General features: G+C 70.2%; 15 protein-coding genes, 1 rRNA gene, 1 pseudogene and 1 riboswitch. Of the genes and pseudogenes, 12 read left to right on the top strand and 5 right to left on the bottom strand.

The window, feature by feature from the left end; translation table 11 throughout:
• The 11 genes and pseudogenes from rrf to ACWCV9_RS22905 form a co-directional block, all read left to right on the top strand.
• A 5S ribosomal RNA gene (gene rrf, locus ACWCV9_RS22955) occupies window positions 1–95 on the top strand; the annotation flags it as partial.
• Window positions 96–202: 107 nt separating this feature from the next.
• On the top strand, window positions 203–811 hold the full coding sequence (locus tag ACWCV9_RS22950; protein WP_385844111.1) for a CDP-alcohol phosphatidyltransferase family protein: 609 nt from the start codon (window positions 203–205) through the stop codon (window positions 809–811).
• Between the two features lie 114 nt (window positions 812–925).
• The gene (locus ACWCV9_RS22945) at window positions 926–3421 is read left to right on the top strand and encodes a sugar phosphate nucleotidyltransferase (protein WP_450789105.1); all 2496 of its coding nucleotides are present in this window, start codon (window positions 926–928) and stop codon (window positions 3419–3421) included.
• Window positions 3422–3587: 166 nt separating this feature from the next.
• Window positions 3588–4496, top strand: coding sequence for a DUF881 domain-containing protein (locus tag ACWCV9_RS22940; protein WP_450789103.1), 909 nt, complete (start codon window positions 3588–3590; stop codon window positions 4494–4496).
• Window positions 4493–4825, top strand: a complete 333-nt coding sequence (locus ACWCV9_RS22935; protein WP_003988855.1) for a small basic family protein — start codon at window positions 4493–4495, stop codon at window positions 4823–4825. The genes ACWCV9_RS22940 and ACWCV9_RS22935 overlap by 4 nt, the downstream gene beginning before the upstream one ends.
• A 5-nt stretch (window positions 4826–4830) precedes the next feature.
• Entirely contained in the window at window positions 4831–5676 is an 846-nt protein-coding gene (locus ACWCV9_RS22930) for a DUF881 domain-containing protein (protein WP_450789101.1), read from the top strand.
• A 190-nt stretch (window positions 5677–5866) separates the two neighbouring features.
• A complete protein-coding gene (locus tag ACWCV9_RS22925; RefSeq protein WP_450789099.1) occupies window positions 5867–6697 on the top strand; it encodes an FHA domain-containing protein in 831 nt (276 codons plus the stop codon).
• A gap of 42 nt (window positions 6698–6739) precedes the next feature.
• A complete protein-coding gene (gene ftsR / locus ACWCV9_RS22920; RefSeq protein WP_450789097.1) occupies window positions 6740–7477 on the top strand; it encodes a transcriptional regulator FtsR in 738 nt (245 codons plus the stop codon).
• An 85-nt stretch (window positions 7478–7562) separates the two neighbouring features.
• The gene (locus ACWCV9_RS22915; RefSeq protein ID WP_026253112.1) at window positions 7563–8036 is read left to right on the top strand and encodes a bifunctional nuclease family protein; all 474 of its coding nucleotides are present in this window, start codon (window positions 7563–7565) and stop codon (window positions 8034–8036) included.
• 259 nt (window positions 8037–8295) lie between these two features.
• On the top strand, window positions 8296–8979 hold the full coding sequence (locus ACWCV9_RS22910) for a MerR family transcriptional regulator (RefSeq protein ID WP_385844117.1): 684 nt from the start codon (window positions 8296–8298) through the stop codon (window positions 8977–8979).
• A gap of 70 nt (window positions 8980–9049) precedes the next feature.
• Window positions 9050–10646: pseudogene (locus ACWCV9_RS22905) on the top strand (DNA polymerase IV).
• On the opposite strand, the gene ACWCV9_RS22900 reads toward ACWCV9_RS22905, so the two are convergent.
• Window positions 10568–10939, bottom strand: coding sequence for a PRC-barrel domain-containing protein (locus tag ACWCV9_RS22900; RefSeq protein ID WP_385844118.1), 372 nt, complete (start codon window positions 10937–10939; stop codon window positions 10568–10570). The pseudogene ACWCV9_RS22905 and the gene ACWCV9_RS22900 sit on opposite strands and share 79 nt — an antisense overlap.
• A 119-nt stretch (window positions 10940–11058) precedes the next feature.
• Window positions 11059–11153, top strand: a riboswitch (glycine riboswitch).
• Window positions 11154–11319: 166 nt separating this feature from the next.
• Here ACWCV9_RS22900 and gcvP point away from each other — a divergent pair.
• Complete coding sequence (gene gcvP / locus ACWCV9_RS22895; RefSeq protein ID WP_450789094.1) at window positions 11320–14205, top strand: aminomethyl-transferring glycine dehydrogenase; 2886 nt, start codon at window positions 11320–11322, stop codon at window positions 14203–14205.
• 67 nt (window positions 14206–14272) lie between these two features.
• Here the strand turns inward: gcvP and ACWCV9_RS22890 are convergent, their stop codons facing one another.
• From ACWCV9_RS22890 to modA, 4 genes are read right to left on the bottom strand one after another with little or no spacing between them, the layout of a single operon-like run.
• Entirely contained in the window at window positions 14273–14692 is a 420-nt protein-coding gene (locus ACWCV9_RS22890; protein WP_385844120.1) for a TOBE domain-containing protein, read from the bottom strand.
• A 26-nt stretch (window positions 14693–14718) separates the two neighbouring features.
• Entirely contained in the window at window positions 14719–15861 is a 1143-nt protein-coding gene (locus ACWCV9_RS22885; RefSeq protein ID WP_450789092.1) for an ABC transporter ATP-binding protein, read from the bottom strand.
• Window positions 15858–16727, bottom strand: coding sequence for an ABC transporter permease (locus ACWCV9_RS22880; RefSeq protein WP_450789090.1), 870 nt, complete (start codon window positions 16725–16727; stop codon window positions 15858–15860). Before ACWCV9_RS22880 ends, ACWCV9_RS22885 begins: the two co-directional genes overlap by 4 nt.
• Window positions 16724–17539, bottom strand: a complete 816-nt coding sequence (modA, locus tag ACWCV9_RS22875) for a molybdate ABC transporter substrate-binding protein (RefSeq protein WP_450789088.1) — start codon at window positions 17537–17539, stop codon at window positions 16724–16726. The genes ACWCV9_RS22880 and modA overlap by 4 nt, the downstream gene beginning before the upstream one ends.
• Window positions 17540–17737 lie beyond the last annotated feature (198 nt).

Below are 17737 nucleotides of genomic sequence, written 5' to 3'. Positions count from 1 at the left end.
AAACGCCCGGTTACATTCCGAACCCGGAAGCTAAGCCTCACAGCGCCGATGGTACTGCAGGGGGGACCCTGTGGGAGAGTAGGACACCGCCGAACTCCTTTTACAGCTCCGGCTCTTGGGCACTGCCCAGGGGCCGGAGCTTTTTTGCGTTGAGGTAAGGTCAGGGGGCATCGTTGGTTCGTTTCGCACAGGAGGCCCCCGGGTGGAGGTCCAGGAGACCCGTGTCCAGACAGACCGGGTCCTCACCATCCCCAACATCCTCAGCATGGCGCGGCTCGTCGGCGTACCCGTCTTCCTGTGGCTGATTCTCCGGCCCGAGTTCGGTGGGCCCAACAGTGATGGCTGGGCCCTCCTCATCCTGGCTTTCAGCGGCATCAGTGACTATCTGGACGGCAAGCTCGCCCGCCGCTGGAATCAGATCAGCAGCCTCGGCCGGCTCCTCGATCCCGCCGCAGACCGGCTCTATGTCCTTTCCACTCTCCTGGGCCTGACCTGGCGCGAGATCCTGCCGCTCTGGCTGACCGCCGTGTTGCTGGCGAGAGAACTGGTTCTGCTGGTGATGGTGGGTATCCTCCGCCGGCACGGGTATCCGCCGCCGCAGGTGAACTTCCTCGGCAAGGCGGCCACCTTCAACCTGATGTACGCGTTCCCGCTGTTGCTCCTCAGTGACTGGAGTGGTTGGATCGGGTCACTCGCTGCTATTTTCGGATGGGCGTTCGCCGGATGGGGTACAACCCTCTACTGGTGGGCAGGAGTGCTCTACGTAGTACAAGTCCGCCGATTGGTTCGTGCGGATGCCATAGCCGATTGAGCTCGGTGATTGTCCGGACGTAGCGCCTCGATGGCCCACTGTGGAAAAGTGCGGGACAATCTGGACGGGTGAAGTCGGCTAGACCGTCGTCTCTTGGAGGAGGACGCTTCCGACATGAAGGCCGTCGTGATGGCCGGGGGCGAAGGCACTCGCCTGCGCCCCATGACCTCGAGCATGCCCAAGCCGCTCCTGCCCGTGGCGAATCGCCCGATCATGGAGCACGTGCTACGGCTGCTCAAAAGGCACGGGCTCACCGAGACCGTGGTCACCGTGCAGTTCCTGGCCTCGCTCGTCAAGAACTACTTCGGTGACGGCGAAGAGCTCGGGATGGAGCTCACTTATGCCAATGAGGAGAAGCCACTCGGTACCGCCGGAAGCGTCAAGAACGCGGAAGAGGCATTGAAGGACGATGCCTTCCTCGTCATCTCCGGTGATGCCCTGACCGACTTCGACCTCACTGAGCTGATCAACTTCCACAAGGAGAAGGGCGCGCTGGTCACGGTCTGTCTGACCAGGGTGCCCAATCCGCTGGAGTTCGGTATCACGATCGTCGACGAGGAAGGCAAGGTCGAACGGTTCCTGGAGAAGCCGACCTGGGGGCAGGTCTTCTCCGACACCGTCAACACGGGCATCTATGTCATGGAGCCCGAGGTCTTCGACTACGTCGAACCGGATGTTCCGGTCGACTGGTCCGGCGATGTGTTCCCGCAGCTGATGAAGGAAGGCAAGCCGATCTACGGCTTTGTCGCCGAGGGCTACTGGGAGGACGTCGGCACGCACGAGAGCTACGTCAAGGCCCAGGCGGACGTCCTCGAGGGCAAGGTCAACGTCGACATCGACGGCTTCGAGATCTCGCCCGGAGTGTGGGTGGCCGAAGGCGCCGACGTGCATCCCGACGCCGTGCTCCGCGGACCGCTGTACATCGGTGACTACGCCAAGGTCGAGGCCGGCGCGGAGATCCGGGAGCACACCGTCGTGGGCTCGAACGTCGTCGTCAAGAGCGGCGCGTTCCTGCACAAGGCCGTCGTGCACGACAACGTCTATGTCGGGCAGCACAGCAATCTGCGGGGCTGTGTCGTCGGCAAGAACACCGACATCATGCGGGCCGCCCGGATCGAGGACGGCGCGGTCATCGGTGACGAGTGCCTGATCGGTGAGGAATCGATCGTCCAGGGCAACGTCCGTGTCTACCCGTTCAAGACCATCGAGGCCGGTGCCTTCGTCAACACGTCCGTCATCTGGGAGTCCAGAGGACAGGCGAACCTGTTCGGCGCCCGCGGGGTGTCCGGCATCCTGAACGTCGAGATCACACCCGAACTGGCCGTGCGGCTCGCCGGCGCCTACGCGACGACCCTCAAGAAGGGTGCCACCGTCACCACGGCCCGCGACCACTCCCGAGGCGCCCGGGCGCTCAAGCGGGCGGTCATCTCCGCGCTTCAGGCCAGCGCCATCGACGTACGCGACCTGGAGAACGTACCGCTGCCCGTGGCCCGGCAGCAGACCGCGCGGGGCAGCGCCGGCGGCATCATGATCCGGACCTCGCCGGGCGTGCCGGACTCGGTCGACATCATGTTCTTCGACGGCAACGGCGCCGACCTGTCGCAGGGCAGCCAGCGGAAGCTGGACCGGGTGTTCGCCCGGCAGGAGTACCGGCGGGCGTTCCCCGGTGAGATCGGCGACCTGTACTTCCCGGCGAGCGTCTTCGACTCGTACACCGGATCGCTGCTGCGGAACGTGGACACCACCGGGATCGCCGAGGCCGGGCTGAAGGTCGTCGTCGACGCCTCCAACGGCAGCGCCGGTCTGGTGCTGCCGAGCCTGCTCGGCAAGCTCGGCGTGGACTCGCTGACCATCAACCCCGGTCTGGACGAGTCCCGGCCCACGGAGACGGGCGAGATGCGGCGCAAGGGTCTGGTGCGGCTGGGCGAGATCGTGGCGTCCTCCGGTGCCGCGTTCGGTGTGCGGTTCGATCCCGTCGGCGAGCGGCTCTCCCTGGTGGACGAGAAGGGCCGGATCATCGAGGACGACCGGGCGCTGCTGGTGATGCTGGACCTGGTGGCCGCGGAGCGGCGCAGCGGCCGGGTGGCGCTGCCGGTGACCACGACCCGGATCGCCGAGCAGGTCGCCGCCTACCACGGCACCCAGGTCGAGTGGACCACCACCTCGCCCGACGACCTCACGCGCGTGGGCGGCGAGGAAGGGACCATCTTCGGCGGTGACGGCAAGGGCGGGTTCATCGTCCCCGAGTTCAGCAGTGTCTACGACGGTACGGCGGCCTTCGTACGGCTGATCGGTCTGGTGGCGCGGACCCAGCTCACCCTGAGCCAGATCGACGCACGTATCCCGCGGGCGCACGTCCTCAAGCGGGACCTCGCGACGCCGTGGGCCGTCAAGGGACTGGTGATGCGACGGGTGGTCGAGGCCGCCGGGGATCGCTTTGTCGACACGACGGACGGTGTCCGGGTCGTGGAGACCGACGGACGCTGGGTCATGGTGCTGCCGGACCCGGCCGAGGCGGTCACCCATCTGTGGGCCGAGGGGCCCGACGACGCCTCCGCGCAGGCCCTGCTGGACGAGTGGTCGGGGGTCGTCGACAGCGCCGGACGGTGACGTGGAGCGCCCCGGGCGGCACCGCCCGGGGCGCTGCCGTACGGCGGCGTGATGTGGGGAAATGCGCTGCACGCGTGCGTGCCGGACACGTGTCCTTGAGGGGCCTGTCCGGCACGCCGGTGGGGCCATTCGGAGGTATCCCTCGCGACATGCGACGATGTGCGGCATGCCGCAGCAACCCCCCGTTCGGAGCAGCCCCGCGCGGCCGCAGCGCCCGGACGCCTCCATGTCGTTGATCAACAACGTCATGGACCACAGCCTCGACGACGGGTACGCCGAGGCCGCCGCCCGGAAGAAGTCCCAGGGCGAGGGCGGCCTGCCGAAGACCCTGCGGGCGAAGCTGGGCCTCGCGGCCGGTCTCGTCCTCGCAGCGCTGGTCGTGACGGTGGGGGCGGCCCAGGCGCGGATCGCGGCGCCCGTGGTGGCCAAGGAGCGCCAGGAGCTGATCGACCGCGTCGACAAGGAGACCGCCGACGCGGACAAGCTGGAGGGCACGGTCGACAAGCTGCGCGACGAGGTGACGGCCCGGCAGCGGGCCGCGCTGCGGTCGAGCGGCGGCAGCGCCGAGGCGGACCTGGTGAGCCTTCTGTCGGGCGCCACCGCGGTGCACGGCCCCGGCGTCAAGCTCGTCGTGAACGACGCCAAGGAGGCCACCACGGGCGGTGACGGGACCAATCCGCGGGAGACCGCGGGCTTCTCCGACACCGGCCGGGTGCGCGACCGTGACATGCAGCGTGTGGTGAACGGTCTGTGGGCCTCCGGAGCCGAGGCCGTCTCGATCAACGGGCAGCGGCTGACCGCCCTGTCCGCGATCAGGGCCGCGGGTGACGCGATACTGGTCGACAACAGGCCGCTGGTGCCGCCGTACACGGTGCTGGCGGTGGGGGACGGGGAAAGGTTGAGCACCGGGTTCCAGAACAGCGCCGACGGCCTGTATCTGCATGCCCTGGAGCAGAACTACGGCATCCGCGCCACCATCTCCACCGAGGGTGACGTGCGGCTGCCCGCCGCTCCCAGCGTGATCGTACGCACAGCACAGCCGAATGCCGAGAAGACTGGGAAGGGCACATCGTGATCGCCGTACTGGGCCTCGTCGTGGGAGTCGTGGCCGGCCTGTTGGTCCGGCCCGAGGTTCCGGCGGTGGTCGAGCCTTATCTGCCGATTGCCGTCGTGGCGGCGCTGGACGCCGTCTTCGGTGGTCTGCGGGCCATGCTCGACGGGATCTTCGACGACAAGGTCTTCGTGGTGTCGTTCCTGTCGAACGTGGTCGTCGCCGCGCTCATCGTCTTCCTCGGCGACAAGTTGGGCGTGGGTGCGCAGCTGTCCACGGGTGTCGTGGTGGTCCTGGGCATCCGGATCTTCTCCAACGCCGCGGCGATCCGACGGCACGTGTTCCGGGCGTGACATCCATGAGTGATCAGGAAGAGCAGCCGCAGAAGGCGGAGAACAGGCTGCGCAAGGAGCTGCCGGCCGAGGTGCCCGCCCAGGCGCCGGGGACCGAGCCGGCGTCCGCGGAGCCCGCGCAGGAACGGCTGACCGGCCGGCAGCGGCTGGTCAAGGGACTGTGGCCGCCGCGCTTCACCCGGGCCCAACTCATCGTCGCGGTACTCCTGTTCGGCCTCGGTTTCGGTCTGGCCGTGCAGGTCGCCTCCAACAGCGACACCGACAGCGCGCTGCGCGGCGCACGTCAGGAAGATCTTGTACGCATCCTCGATGAACTGGATTCGCGCACACAGCGTCTTCAGGACGAGAAGCAGGGACTCGACAAGCAGCGTCAGGAACTCCAGAGCAGTTCCGACCAGGCCGCCGAGGCGCGCAAGCAGACCGCCGAGAAGGAGAAGCAACTCGGCATCCTGGCGGGCACGGTGGGCGCTCAGGGTCCCGGCATCACCTTGACGATCGAGGACACGAAGGGGACGGTCCAGGCGGACATGCTGCTCGACACCATCCAGGAGCTGCGCGCGGCCGGTGCGGAGGCGATCGAGGTCAACGGAGTGCGTGTGGTGGCCGGCACCTATTTCGCGGACTCGGGCAAGAGCGTGGACGTGGACGGGAACAAGATCAACGCCCCCTATCGTTTCAAGGTCATCGGCAAGCCGCAGGATCTGGAGCCGGCGCTGAACATCCCGGGAGGCGTGGTGCAGACTCTGGAGAAGGAGCAGGCCACGGTCACCGTCGCACGGTCGGGCAAGATCGTCGTGGACGCCTTGCGACAGGCGAAGCGGCCTGACTACGCTCGGTCGTCCTCCCAGTGAACCGGTGGTGCATGGGGGACATCCGGCAGGGGCATGAGGTTGCGGGGGGTCGGCGCACCGAAGAGGTGGTGCGTGGTGGAAACTGTCTGGTGGGCACGGACGTTGTGAGGATGTCCGGGTCGGCCGGTGTAGGCAATCAGGGTTCGTCCTGCCCCACGGGCGGGTCTGTTTCGGTCAAGGGGAATCGCCCGTGAAGTTGTTTGCGAAGTTGTTCGGCAAGAGCGCGCGAGAGGGCAACGCCAACGCGACCGCCCGTCATCGCGCACAGCCTGATGCGGAGGGCCAGCGCCCGCTGTTCCGGGACCAGGTCGCTGGTCCGGGTGGTGACATTTCGGGAGGTCAGGGCGCGGCGTCTGTTGACCCTGCCCAGTCCGGCGGCATAGGTTTCGGGCAACCGTCAACCTCAGGTACGGGTGGAGGGTTCGCTCCGGGCCCGTACGCGTCCAACGCCCCGGCGGGGCAGCCGCAGCAGGAGGATCCGTCGATGTCGGTCCTGGTGTGTACGAGGTGCGGTAACCGCAATGCGGAGAACGCCCGCTTCTGCTCCAACTGTGGTGCGCCGCTGCGCCCCGGTGTGGTGCCGGAGCGTGCCTCCGAGACCACGTCCACGATCTCTATCTCCGGTCTCGAGGCCTACGAGGCGGAGGCGACCGGCCAGACGCCGCTGCCGATGCTCTCGCCCGAGGCGCAGGCCGCGGTGGACGCCCTGCCGCTCGGCTCGGCGCTGCTGGTGGTGCGCCGGGGTCCGAACTCGGGCAGCCGCTTCCTCCTGGACAGCGATCTGACCACGGCCGGACGTCACCCGCAGAGCGACATCTTCCTGGACGACGTGACGGTCTCGCGTCGCCATGTGGAGTTCCGGCGCTCCCCGGACGGTTCGTTCACCGTGGCCGACGTGGGCAGCCTGAACGGCACCTATGTCAACCGTGAGCGGATCGACCAGGTCGCCTTGCAGAACGGCGACGAGGTGCAGATCGGCAAGTACCGGCTGGTGTTCTACGCGAGCCGGCAGGGCATCTGACCCGCCCCCGGACCCGGTCCGGGGATCCCCCAGGGAAGGTCCATGCTGCAAACACCGAGTGGCGGTGCCGGAACCGGTACCGCCGCCAGGGACAGTGGGCTGATGAGCATCGGCACGGTGCTGAACGTGCTGCGCGACGAGTTCCCCGAAGTCACCATCTCCAAGATCCGCTTCCTGGAGTCGGAGGGGCTCATCGAGCCGCAGCGGACCCCCTCGGGGTACCGCAAGTTCAGCGCCGAGGACGTCACCCGTCTCGGCCATGTCCTCAGGATGCAGCGGGACCACTATCTGCCGCTCAAGGTCATCCGTGAGCAGCTGGACGCCATGGAGCGCGGGGAGGCCGTACAGCTGCCGCTGGTGGGGCGCCAGCGCACCGCGGAGCATGAAGCGGAGCGGCCGGAGGGCCCCACGGTGGCCCGGGTCGGCCGGGCTGAGCTGCTGGCGGCCGCCGACATCGACGAGGACGCGCTGAAGGAGTGGGAGTCCTACGGGCTCATCGCTCCGCTGGAGGAGGGCGTCTACGACGCGGAGGCGGTCACCGTGGCCTCCCTCATCGCCGAGCTGGGCGGATTCGGGATCGAGCCGCGCCACCTTCGGGTGATGAAGGCGGCGGCCGATCGCGAGGCCGGCCTGGTGGACCAGGTGGTGGCCCCGCTCAAGCGCCACCGCAACCCGCAGACCAGGGCGCTCGCCGAGGCTCGTACCAAGGAGCTGGCGGCGCTCACGGTGAAGCTGCACGCGGCTCTGGTGAAGACCGCGCTCGGGATCCGGCTGCCCTGATCGGGCGGGGTCCGGGGCGACCGGATCGGGCACCTGTTCCCGGCCCGACTACCCAAACGTCCCGAGCACGGCCTAGGGTTGCTGTGTGAACGAGCTCGATGTCGTAGGTGTCCGGGTCGAAATGCCCTCCAACCAGCCGATCGTGCTCCTGCGCGAAGTGGGGGGCGACCGCTACCTCCCCATCTGGATCGGACCGGGGGAGGCGACGGCGATCGCCTTCGCCCAGCAGGGCATGGCCCCCGCCCGACCGCTGACCCACGACCTTTTCAAGGACGTGCTGGAGGCCGTCGGCCAGGAGCTGACCGAAGTACGCATCACCGACCTGCGGGAAGGCGTCTTCTACGCGGAGCTGGTCTTTGCCAGCGGGGTCGAGGTCAGCGCCCGTCCCTCCGATGCCATAGCGCTGGCCCTGCGCACCGGAACGCCGATCTACGGAAGCGACACGGTGCTGGACGACGCGGGTATCGCCATTCCGGACGAGCAGGAGGACGAGGTGGAGAAGTTCCGCGAGTTCCTCGACCAGATCTCGCCCGAGGACTTCGGTACCAGCAGCCAGTGAGGCGCCGGAAGCGGTGACCGCCGGCGGCGTGTGCCGGCCGGCGGTGGGTTCGTACGGCCAGGCCGGTGGGCAATTGCCACCGGCCCTTGAGAGCGTCCTACGGCTTCCCGTGAGCGCATTCGGCTAGCCTTTCCCCGCGGTGGGACACGGGAAACCACTCCTAGGGTGATTATCACTCGGCGTGCCGAGTGTGGCGATCGTTGACGCACCCCTGGTGACTGCCTACCGTCGAGAAGGCAGGTCAAGGACGGAGGTCGGCGTGAGAACGAGCGGCGACGGTACGGCTGGGGGTGCCCCCGGACGCGGTTTCGGGGAGAGCGGTCCGTACCCTCCCCCCGGTTCTCAGCTGTGTTCGGACAGGGGGTACCCCCATGCCGGCAGCGCGGTCGAGCACGCCCCGCAGCGGCCGACGGTGGTGCCGGACGGCAAAGGGGTGGCGGCCATGACGTCCGAGCAGATCGGTTACCGCGGGCCCACCGCCTGCGCGGCCGCCGGCATCACCTACCGGCAGCTCGACTACTGGGCCCGTACCGGCCTGGTCGAGCCCAGCGTGCGGCCTGCCTACGGGTCCGGCACCCAGCGGCTGTACAGCTTCCGTGACGTCGTCGTGCTGAAGATCGTCAAGCGCTTTCTGGACACCGGTGTGTCGCTCCAGAACATCCGCTCGGCCGTCCAGCACCTCAGGGAACGCGGTTTCCGTGATCTGGAGCGGATGACCCTGATGAGCGACGGCGCCACGGTGTACGAGTGCACCTCGCCGGACGAGGTCCACGCCCTGCTCCAGGGCGGTCAGGGCATCTTCGGCATCGCCGTCGGAGTGGTGTGGCGGGACGTGGAAAGCGCACTCTCACAGCTGCACGGAGAGCGCATCGACACCGGCGAGACCCTCGTCGGGCACAACCCCGCGGACGAGCTGGCACGGCGGCGCAACCGGGCGGTCTGACGGCCCGGCCGGCCGGGGCTCCGGTCCCGGGCCGCGGGCATTGTCAGTGGTGTGGTGCAGCATCGGAGATGTGAGAAATGCGCCCACCATCCTGCATCTCGACATGGATGCCTTCTACGCCTCAGTGGAACAGGCATCCAAGCCGAGCCTGCGCGGGAAGGCGGTCGTCGTGGGCGGGCTCGGCCCGCGCGGTGTGGTGGCCACGGCCTCGTACGAGGCGCGGGTCCTCGGGGTGCACTCGGCGATGCCCATGGCCCAGGCGCGCCGGCTGGCGCCCAACGCGGCGTATCTGGTGCCGCGCTTCTCCCTGTACCGGTCGGTCAGCGAGCAGGTGATGGCGCTGCTGCGGGAGCTGTCCCCGCTGGTGGAGCCGCTGAGCCTGGACGAGGCGTTCGTGGACCTGGAGGCCGGGGGAGCGGCCTGGGACGAGGAGTCGGCGCGGCTGACCGGGATCAGACTGCGCAGCGACATCAAGGCGGTCACCGGGCTCACCGGGTCGGTCGGGCTCGCCGCGTCCAAGATGCTCGCGAAGATCGCCTCCGAGCAGGCCAAGCCGGACGGACTGGTGCTGATCGAGCCGGGCACCGAGCGGGCACTGCTGGGGCCCATGCCGGTGCGCACCCTGCCGGGGGTGGGGCCGGCCACTGGAGACCATCTGCGGCGGGCCGGGATCACCACCGTCGATGAGCTGGCGGAGGCGGGCGAGGACGAGCTCGTCCGGCTGCTCGGCAAGGCGCACGGGCAGGCGTTGTACGCGATGGCGCTGGCCCACGACGAGCGGCCCGTGGTGGCCGAGCGCGAGGCCAAGTCGGTGTCGGTCGAGGACACCTACGACGTGGACATCCACGACCGCCTGCGGATCGGTCTGGAGGTACGGCGGCTCGCCGACCGGTGCGTGGGGCGGCTGCGCGGGGCCGGGCTGTCCGGGCGGACCATCGTGCTGAAGGTGCGGCGGTACGACTTCTCGACGCTGACCCGCTCGGAGACGCTGCGCGGGCCCACGGACGATCCGGCGGTGGTGCGGGAGGCGGCCGCGCGGTTGCTCGACTCCGTGGACACCACGGGCGGGGTGCGGCTGCTCGGGGTGGGCGTGTCGGGGCTGGCCGACTACACGCAGGAGGACCTGTTCGCGCAGGCGGCATGGGCCGCGGAGGAGGGCGAGCGGCAGGAAGAGGGGGAGGCGGACGGTGCCGAGGCCGAGGCGGAGACCGAGGGGGCGGAGCGGGGCGCGGAGCCCGCGGAGCGGCTGTGGCGGCCGGGGCAGGACGTGCGGCACGCCGAGTACGGGTACGGGTGGGTGCAGGGCAGCGGGGTGGGACGGGTCACCGTGCGGTTCGAGACGCCGCAGTCCGAGCCGGGGCGGGTGCGCACCTTCCTCGTCGGGGATGCCGCGCTGGAGGCGGTCGACCCGCTGCCGCTGGTGCTGGGCGTCGCCGACCCGCCGGCCGGGGTCCCAGCGGCGGACGGTGGCCATCGGGCCGGCTCCGCGCCGGACCCCGGAACCCGGCAGCCCGTAGGTCCGGTCGGGGTCCAGCCCGGTTCCGGGTGAGTTCGAGGACGGGGTGGGATCAAGGATTCGTGGGGCGGGTCAGGTTTCCTCCGTGCCCGCCAGCTTGCCGAAGTCGTGGTCCGGAAGTGGGGGGTGGGGCGATGTGTCGAGACCGTAGTGGTGGTAGAGCTGGAGTTCCTGCTCGGGGGAGAGATGGCGGCCCACCCCGAAGTCGGGGGCGTCCCTGATCAGGGCGCGCTCGAAGGGGACGCGGAGGGAGCCGTCGACCAGTTCGCTCGGTTCCAGGGGGACGAAGGCGTCCCGGGAGAACAGGCCGGTGCGTATGGCCGCCCACTCGGGCACGCCCGTCGCATCGTCGAGGTAGACCTCGTCAATGGTGCCGATCTTGGTGCCATCGCGGTCGAACGCCTTGCGGCCGATCAGGTTGCGCGGATCGATGTCGGTCTGCACGGTCCCTCTCCCTCCACTTGGTCGCAACTCATCCGTAAGCACTACAAAAGAGCACATTCAACGAGGCGGCCACTCGAGGGCCCAGGCGTTGACCTCGCTGGTAGGCTGACAGCGGCTGCTGACCCCGTGCGGGAGAGTCCTCCGACCACGTCGGAGGCGCCGAAGGAGCAAATCCTCCCCGGAATCTCTCAGGCTCACGTACCGCACGGACGAGGTCACTCTGGAAAGCAGGGCGGGTGTCGACGGCTTCCGCTCTCACCGACGGTGAAAACCGGGCGTGCCCGGTGAAACTCTCAGGTTGAGATGACAGAGGGGGAGGCCGTCCGGGCACCCGCGCCGTGGTGCCCTCGAAGGTCGCGTCAGACCAGGAGGCCTCCGCCATGACCGCCCATCGCATTCCGCTCTCCGTACTCGAAGCGGGCATCCCCTTCGAGCAGCGCCACATCGGGCCCGACCAGGAGGCGCGGGCCAAGATGCTCGCGCAGGTGGGCTACGGCTCGCTGGACGAGCTGACCGCCGCCGCGGTCCCGGATGTGATCAAGAACGCCGACGCGCTCGATCTGCCGGGTGCCCGCACCGAGGCGGAGGTGCTCGCCGAGCTGCGCTCCCTCGCGGACCGCAACCAGGTGCTCGGATCGATGATCGGCCTGGGGTACTACGGCACCTTCACGCCGCCCGTCATCCTCCGCAACGTCATGGAGAACCCGGCCTGGTACACGGCCTACACGCCGTACCAGCCGGAGATCTCCCAGGGGCGCCTCGAGGCCCTGCTGAACTTCCAGACCATGGTCGCGGAGCTGACCGGGCTGCCGACCTCCGGCGCCTCGCTGCTCGACGAGGGCACGGCCGCCGCCGAGGCCATGGCGCTGTCCCTGCGGATGGGCAAGAACAAGAAGGGTCTCTTCCTCGTCGACGCGGACGCGCTGCCGCAGACGATCGCCGTCATCGAGACCCGTGCCGAGCCGACCGGCGTCGAGATCGTCGTCGCCGACCTCAGCGAGGGCATCCCGGCCGACCTCGCCGCCCGCGAGATCAACGGCGTGCTGCTCCAGTACCCGGGCGCCTCCGGTGCCGTACGGGACATCAAGCCGGTCATCGACCAGGCGCACGAGCTGGGCGCGCTGGTCACCGTCGCCGCCGACCTGCTCGCCCTGACCCTGCTGACCTCGCCGGGTGAGCTGGGCGCGGACATTGCCGTCGGCACCACCCAGCGCTTCGGTGTGCCGATGGGCTTCGGCGGCCCGCACGCCGGTTACATGGCCGTGCGCGAGAAGTTCGCCCGCAGCCTGCCGGGCCGGCTGGTGGGCGTGTCCGTCGACGCCGACGGGAACAAGGCCTACCGGCTCGCGTTGCAGACCCGTGAGCAGCACATCCGCCGGGAGAAGGCCACCAGCAACATCTGCACCGCGCAGGTGCTGCTCGCGGTCATGGCGGGCATGTACGCCGTGTACCACGGGCCGGAGGGGCTGCGGACCATCGCACGGCGCACGCACCGGTACGCCTCCGTCCTCGCCGCCGGGCTGACGGCCGGCGGGGTCGAGCTGGTGCAGGGCGCCTTCTTCGACACCCTCACCGCGCGCGTGCCCGGCAAGGCCGCCGAGATCGTCGCCGCCGCCCGCGCGGGCGGGGTCAACCTGCGTCTGGTCGATGCCGACCATGTCTCCCTGGCCTGTGACGAGACCACCAACCGGGCCCAGCTCGCCGCCGTCTTCTCCGCCTTCGGTGTCGAGGGCGACATCGAGGCGCTGGACGCGGCCGCCGGCGAGGTCCTGCCCGAGGCGCTGCTGCGCACCGACGACTACCTGGCCCACCCGGTCTTCCACCAGCACCGCTCCGAGACCGCGATGCTGCGCTACCTGCGCAAGCTGGCCGACCGCGACTACGCGCTCGACCGCGGCATGATCCCGCTGGGCTCCTGCACCATGAAGCTCAACGCGACCACCGAGATGGAGCCGGTCACCTGGCCCGAGTTCGGCCAGCTGCACCCCTTCGCCCCGGCCGAGCAGGCGGAGGGCTACCTCACGCTCATCCGTGAGCTGGAGGACCGTCTCGCCGAGGTGACGGGGTACGACAAGGTCTCGCTCCAGCCGAACGCCGGTTCCCAGGGCGAGCTGGCCGGCCTGCTCGCCGTGCGCGGCTACCACCGGGCCAACGGTGACGAGCAGCGCACCGTCTGCCTGATTCCGTCCTCGGCGCACGGCACGAACGCCGCCAGCGCCGTGATGGCCGGCATGAAGGTCGTCGTCGTGAAGACCGCCGAGGACGGCGAGATCGACGTCGACGATCTGCGCGCCAAGATCGAGCAGCACCGCGACGAGCTGGCCGTGCTGATGATCACCTACCCGTCCACGCACGGTGTGTTCGAGGAGCACGTCGCCGACATCTGCGCCCAGGTCCATGAGGCGGGCGGCCAGGTGTACGTCGACGGCGCCAACCTCAACGCGCTGGTCGGCCTCGCCAAGCCGGGCCACTTCGGCGGTGACGTCTCCCACCTGAACCTGCACAAGACCTTCTGCATCCCGCACGGCGGCGGCGGTCCGGGCGTCGGCCCGGTGGCCGTACGGTCGCACCTGGCGCCGTACCTGCCGAACCACCCGCTCCAGCCGGCCGCCGGCCCGGAGACCGGGGTCGGACCGATCTCGGCCGCTCCCTGGGGCTCGGCGGGCATCCTGCCGATCTCCTGGGCGTACGTCCGCCTGATGGGCGGCGAGGGGCTGAAGCGGGCCACCCAGGTGGCCGTGCTGTCGGCGAACTACGTCGCCAAGCGCCTGGAGCCGCACTACCCGGTGCTGTACACCGGCCCCGGCGGTCTGGTCGCGCACGAGTGCATCATCGACCTGCGGCCGCTGACCAAGGCGACCGGTGTGAGCGTCGACGATGTCGCCAAGCGCCTCATCGACTACGGCTTCCACGCGCCGACCATGTCCTTCCCGGTCGCCGGCACCCTGATGATCGAGCCGACCGAGTCCGAGGACATCACCGAGCTGGACCGTTTCTGCGACGCGATGATCGCCATCCGCGCGGAGATCGAGAAGGTGGGCTCCGGCGAGTGGCCCGCGGAGGACAACCCGCTCCGGGGCGCCCCGCACACCGCCGCCGCGCTCGGCGGTGAGTGGGCGCACGCCTACAGCCGCGAGGAGGCCGTCTTCCCGGCCGGTGTCTCGGCCGCCGACAAGTACTGGCCGCCGGTGCGCCGTATCGACCAGGCCTTCGGCGACCGCAACCTGGTGTGCTCCTGCCCGCCGCTGGACGCGTACGAGGACTGAGCGAGCCGAGGCCGAGGGCCCCGTCCGGCTGGTGCCGGGCGGGGCCCTCGCCGTGTCCGGGGGCGGATCAGGCCGTCGCCAGGGACACCTCGGTCGACTTGATCAGGGCGACGACGGAGGAGCCGGTGGCGAGGCCCAGGGCGGTGACGGACTCGCGGGTGACGGCCGAGGTCAGCTCCCCGCCCTCGATGGCGATCTTGACGGTGGCCATCGCGGCGCCGGCGGCCAGGTCCGTGACGGTGCCCGGCAGCTGGTTGCGGATGGACACGCGGCCCACCGGGTCGGTGGCGAGGGCCACCTCGGTGGCCTTCACCAGGGCCCGCACCGCGGTGCCCTCGGCGAGGCCGAGGTCCCGGGCGGCCTCCAGGGTGATCGCCGCGGTGAGGTCCTGGCCGCCGTCCAGGCGGAGCTTCACGGTGGCCATGGCCTCGCCGGGGTGTACGGCGGTGATGGTGCCGGGGAGCTGGTTGCGGATGCTCAGAGTCATGGCCCGACGGTAGTGCGGGTGGGGGTTCAGGCCGGGTATGCGTGGGTCTGCGTCGCTTTCACCGTCGCCCAGACCGGTGCACCCGGGTGCAGGTCCAGCTCCGCGGCGGCGACCGTGGTCAGGTCGGCGGCGAGCGGGAGTTCCCCGGTCAGATCGGCGCGGATCTGGTCGCCGTGGGTCTCCAGCCCGGCCACCTCGCAGCGCCACAGGTTGCGGGCGCTGGAGGCCGTGGGCCGGTCCCGGAAGAGGGTCACGGCGGACGGCGGGAAGGCCACGAAGGCCGGTCCGGACAGTGTCTCGGTGGTGGTGATGGAGGGACCGGCGTCCAGTCGTACCGTGTGCCCGTCCGCCCGGCCGCGGTAGAGGTTGAGGCCGACCAGCTGGGCGATGTAGTCCGTGCGCGGGTGGCGGGCGATGTCGGTGGGGCCGCCTTCCTGTACGACGCGGCCGTGCTCCACGACCACCAGCCGGTCGGCGAGCACCATGGCGTCCAGCGGGTCGTGGGTGACCAGTACGGCGACGGCCTCGAACTCGGCGAGGTGGCGGCGTAGCTGGGCGCGGACCTCCAGCCGGGTGCGGGCGTCCAGGGCAGCCAGCGGCTCGTCCAGGAGCAGCAGCCGGGGCCGGGTGGCCAGGGCGCGGGCGAGGGCCACGCGCTGGGCCTGGCCGCCGGAGAGGCGGCGGGGCTTGGCGTGGGCGTGGGCCGCCAGACCCATGCGGTCCAGCCAGGCGGCGGCCTCGGCGCGGGCCTCCGCCTTGGACGCGCCTTGGCAGCGGGGGCCGAAGGCGACGTTGTCGAGGGCGCAGAGGTGGGGGAAGAGGAGGTAGTCCTGGAAGACCACGCCGACCGGGCGGGACTCCGGGGGAGTGTGGTGCAGGGGGGCGCCGTCGAGGTGCAGATGGCCGCCGGTGAGGGGGATCAGGCCGGCCAGGGCGCGCAGGGCGGTGGTCTTGCCGGCGCCGTTGGGACCGAGGAGGGCGAGAACTTCGCCGGGGGCGGCGGTGAGGGGGACGTCGAGACGGAAGGTCGTGCGGTCGACGAGGAGGTGGGCGTCGAGGGCGGGTGGGGGTGGGATGTGGTGGGGTGCGGCGCCGTCGGCGGGTGCCGGTGCGTGGTGGCGGGGTGCGGCGCCGTCGGTGGGGAGGCCGGGGGTGTGCGGGTTGGTCATGGTGTTGTCATCCAGCGGTCCCGGAGGCCGGCCAGGACGGCGATGGACACCGCCAGCAGGACCAGGCTGAGCGAGATGGCGGCCTCGGGGTCGTTCTGAAGGGCGAGGTAGACCGCCAGGGGCATGGTCTGGGTACGGCCGGGGAAGTTGCCCGCGAACGTGATCGTCGCACCGAACTCGCCCAGCGCCCGCGCCCAGGCGAGCACCGCGCCGGCGGCGATGCCGGGGGCGATCAGCGGCAGGGTGACCCGGCGGAAGGCGGTGAAGCGGGACGCCCCGAGCGTGGTGGCCGCCTCCTCGTAGCGCGGGTCGGCGGCGCGCAGGGTGCCCTCGACGCTGATGACCAGGAACGGCATCGCGACGAACGCCTCGGCGATCACCACGCCGGCGGTGGTGAACGGCAGCGTGATCCCGAACCAGGCGTCGAGCCACTGGCCGACGACGCCGTTGCGGCCCAGCGCGAGGAGGAGAGCGACACCGCCGACCACCGGCGGCAGCACCAGCGGCAGGGTCACCAGGGCCCGGACCAGACCCCGGCCGGGGAACTCCGTACGGGCCAGCAGCCAGGCCAGCGGCACCCCGAGGACCAGGCTCACGGCGGTCGCCGCGGTGGCCGTGACCAGCGACAGCTGGAGCGCCTGCCACACCTCGGGGCTGGTCAGCTGGTCCGGCAGACTGCGCCAGGGCGCGCGCACGAGCAGCGCGAGCAGCGGCAGCAGCAGAAACGCCAGGGCCAGCACACCCGGCAGCAGCAGGGGCAGCGGAACCGCGAGCCGTCCGCGTCGGCCCCCCGTGCCGACGCGGCGGCGCCACGGCCGGCCCGTGCGGGGGCCGGCCGTGGCACCGGGCTGGTCGAGCGAGGTCATGGCTTGAGGAACCCGGCCTGGCTCAGCACCTTCTGGCCCTCGGCGGACCGCACGAGGGCGATGAACGCCTTGGCGCCCTGGGCGTTCTGCCCGTTCTTCAGCGGTGCGATCGGGTATTCGTTGATGGCCTGGGCGGACTCGGGGAACTCCACGCCCTCCACCTTGTCACCCGCGGCCTTCACATCGGTCTGGTACACCACCGCGGCGTCGGCCTCCTTCAGTTCCACCTTGGTCAGGGCGGCCTTGACGTCCTGCTCGTAGGAGACCGGGGTGAGCTTGAGCTTGGCGGCGTCCAGGGCCTTCTGGGCGGCCGCGCCGCACGGCACGGTCTTGTCGCACAGGACGACCTTCAGGCCCGACTTGGTGAGGTCCTTCAGGGAGGCCACCTTCTGCGGGTTGCCCGGCAGGGTGGCGATCTCCAGCTTGTTGCGCACGAAGGTGGCCGGGGTGCCGGCCGCGTCCTTCTTGGCCGTCACGATCGCCATGGTCTTGGGGCTGGCGGCGGCGAAGACGTCCGCCGGGGCGCCACCGGTGATGCTGGCGGCGAGGGTGTCGCTGCCGCTGAAGTTGAAGCTGACCTTGGTGCCCGGGTGCTGCTGTTCGAACTCCTTGCCCAGGGCCGTGAAGCTCTCCTTCAGGGAGGCGGCCGCGAACACGGTGACGGTGCCGGACAGCTTTCCGGAGGAGGGCTTGTCCGACGTGCCGGTGGTGGACTTGGACGAGGAGGAACAGGCGCTGAGGGCCAGCAGGGCGGCGGCTCCAGCGCCGGCCACCTTCAGCATTCGCCTGGTCCGGCGCACGGAACGGGTCATCACGATCTACTCCTCGGATCTCGGTACACACGTCGCGCCCTGCCACGGCCGAGCCCCGGCCGTGTCCGGATCATACTTCCGCATCTGCCAGGCGTAAGTCTTCTGTCGCATCGCATGAGCTGAGCTGTCCCCGCTTGTAGCTTGCATATGCGATTGCACGGAGCGGTCGCCGCGCGAGGTGGAGGTGCCGAGCGGGGC

Source organism: Streptomyces sp. NPDC001606 (assembly GCF_053596835.1).
This window is presented reverse-complemented; position numbering and strand designations above follow the sequence as displayed.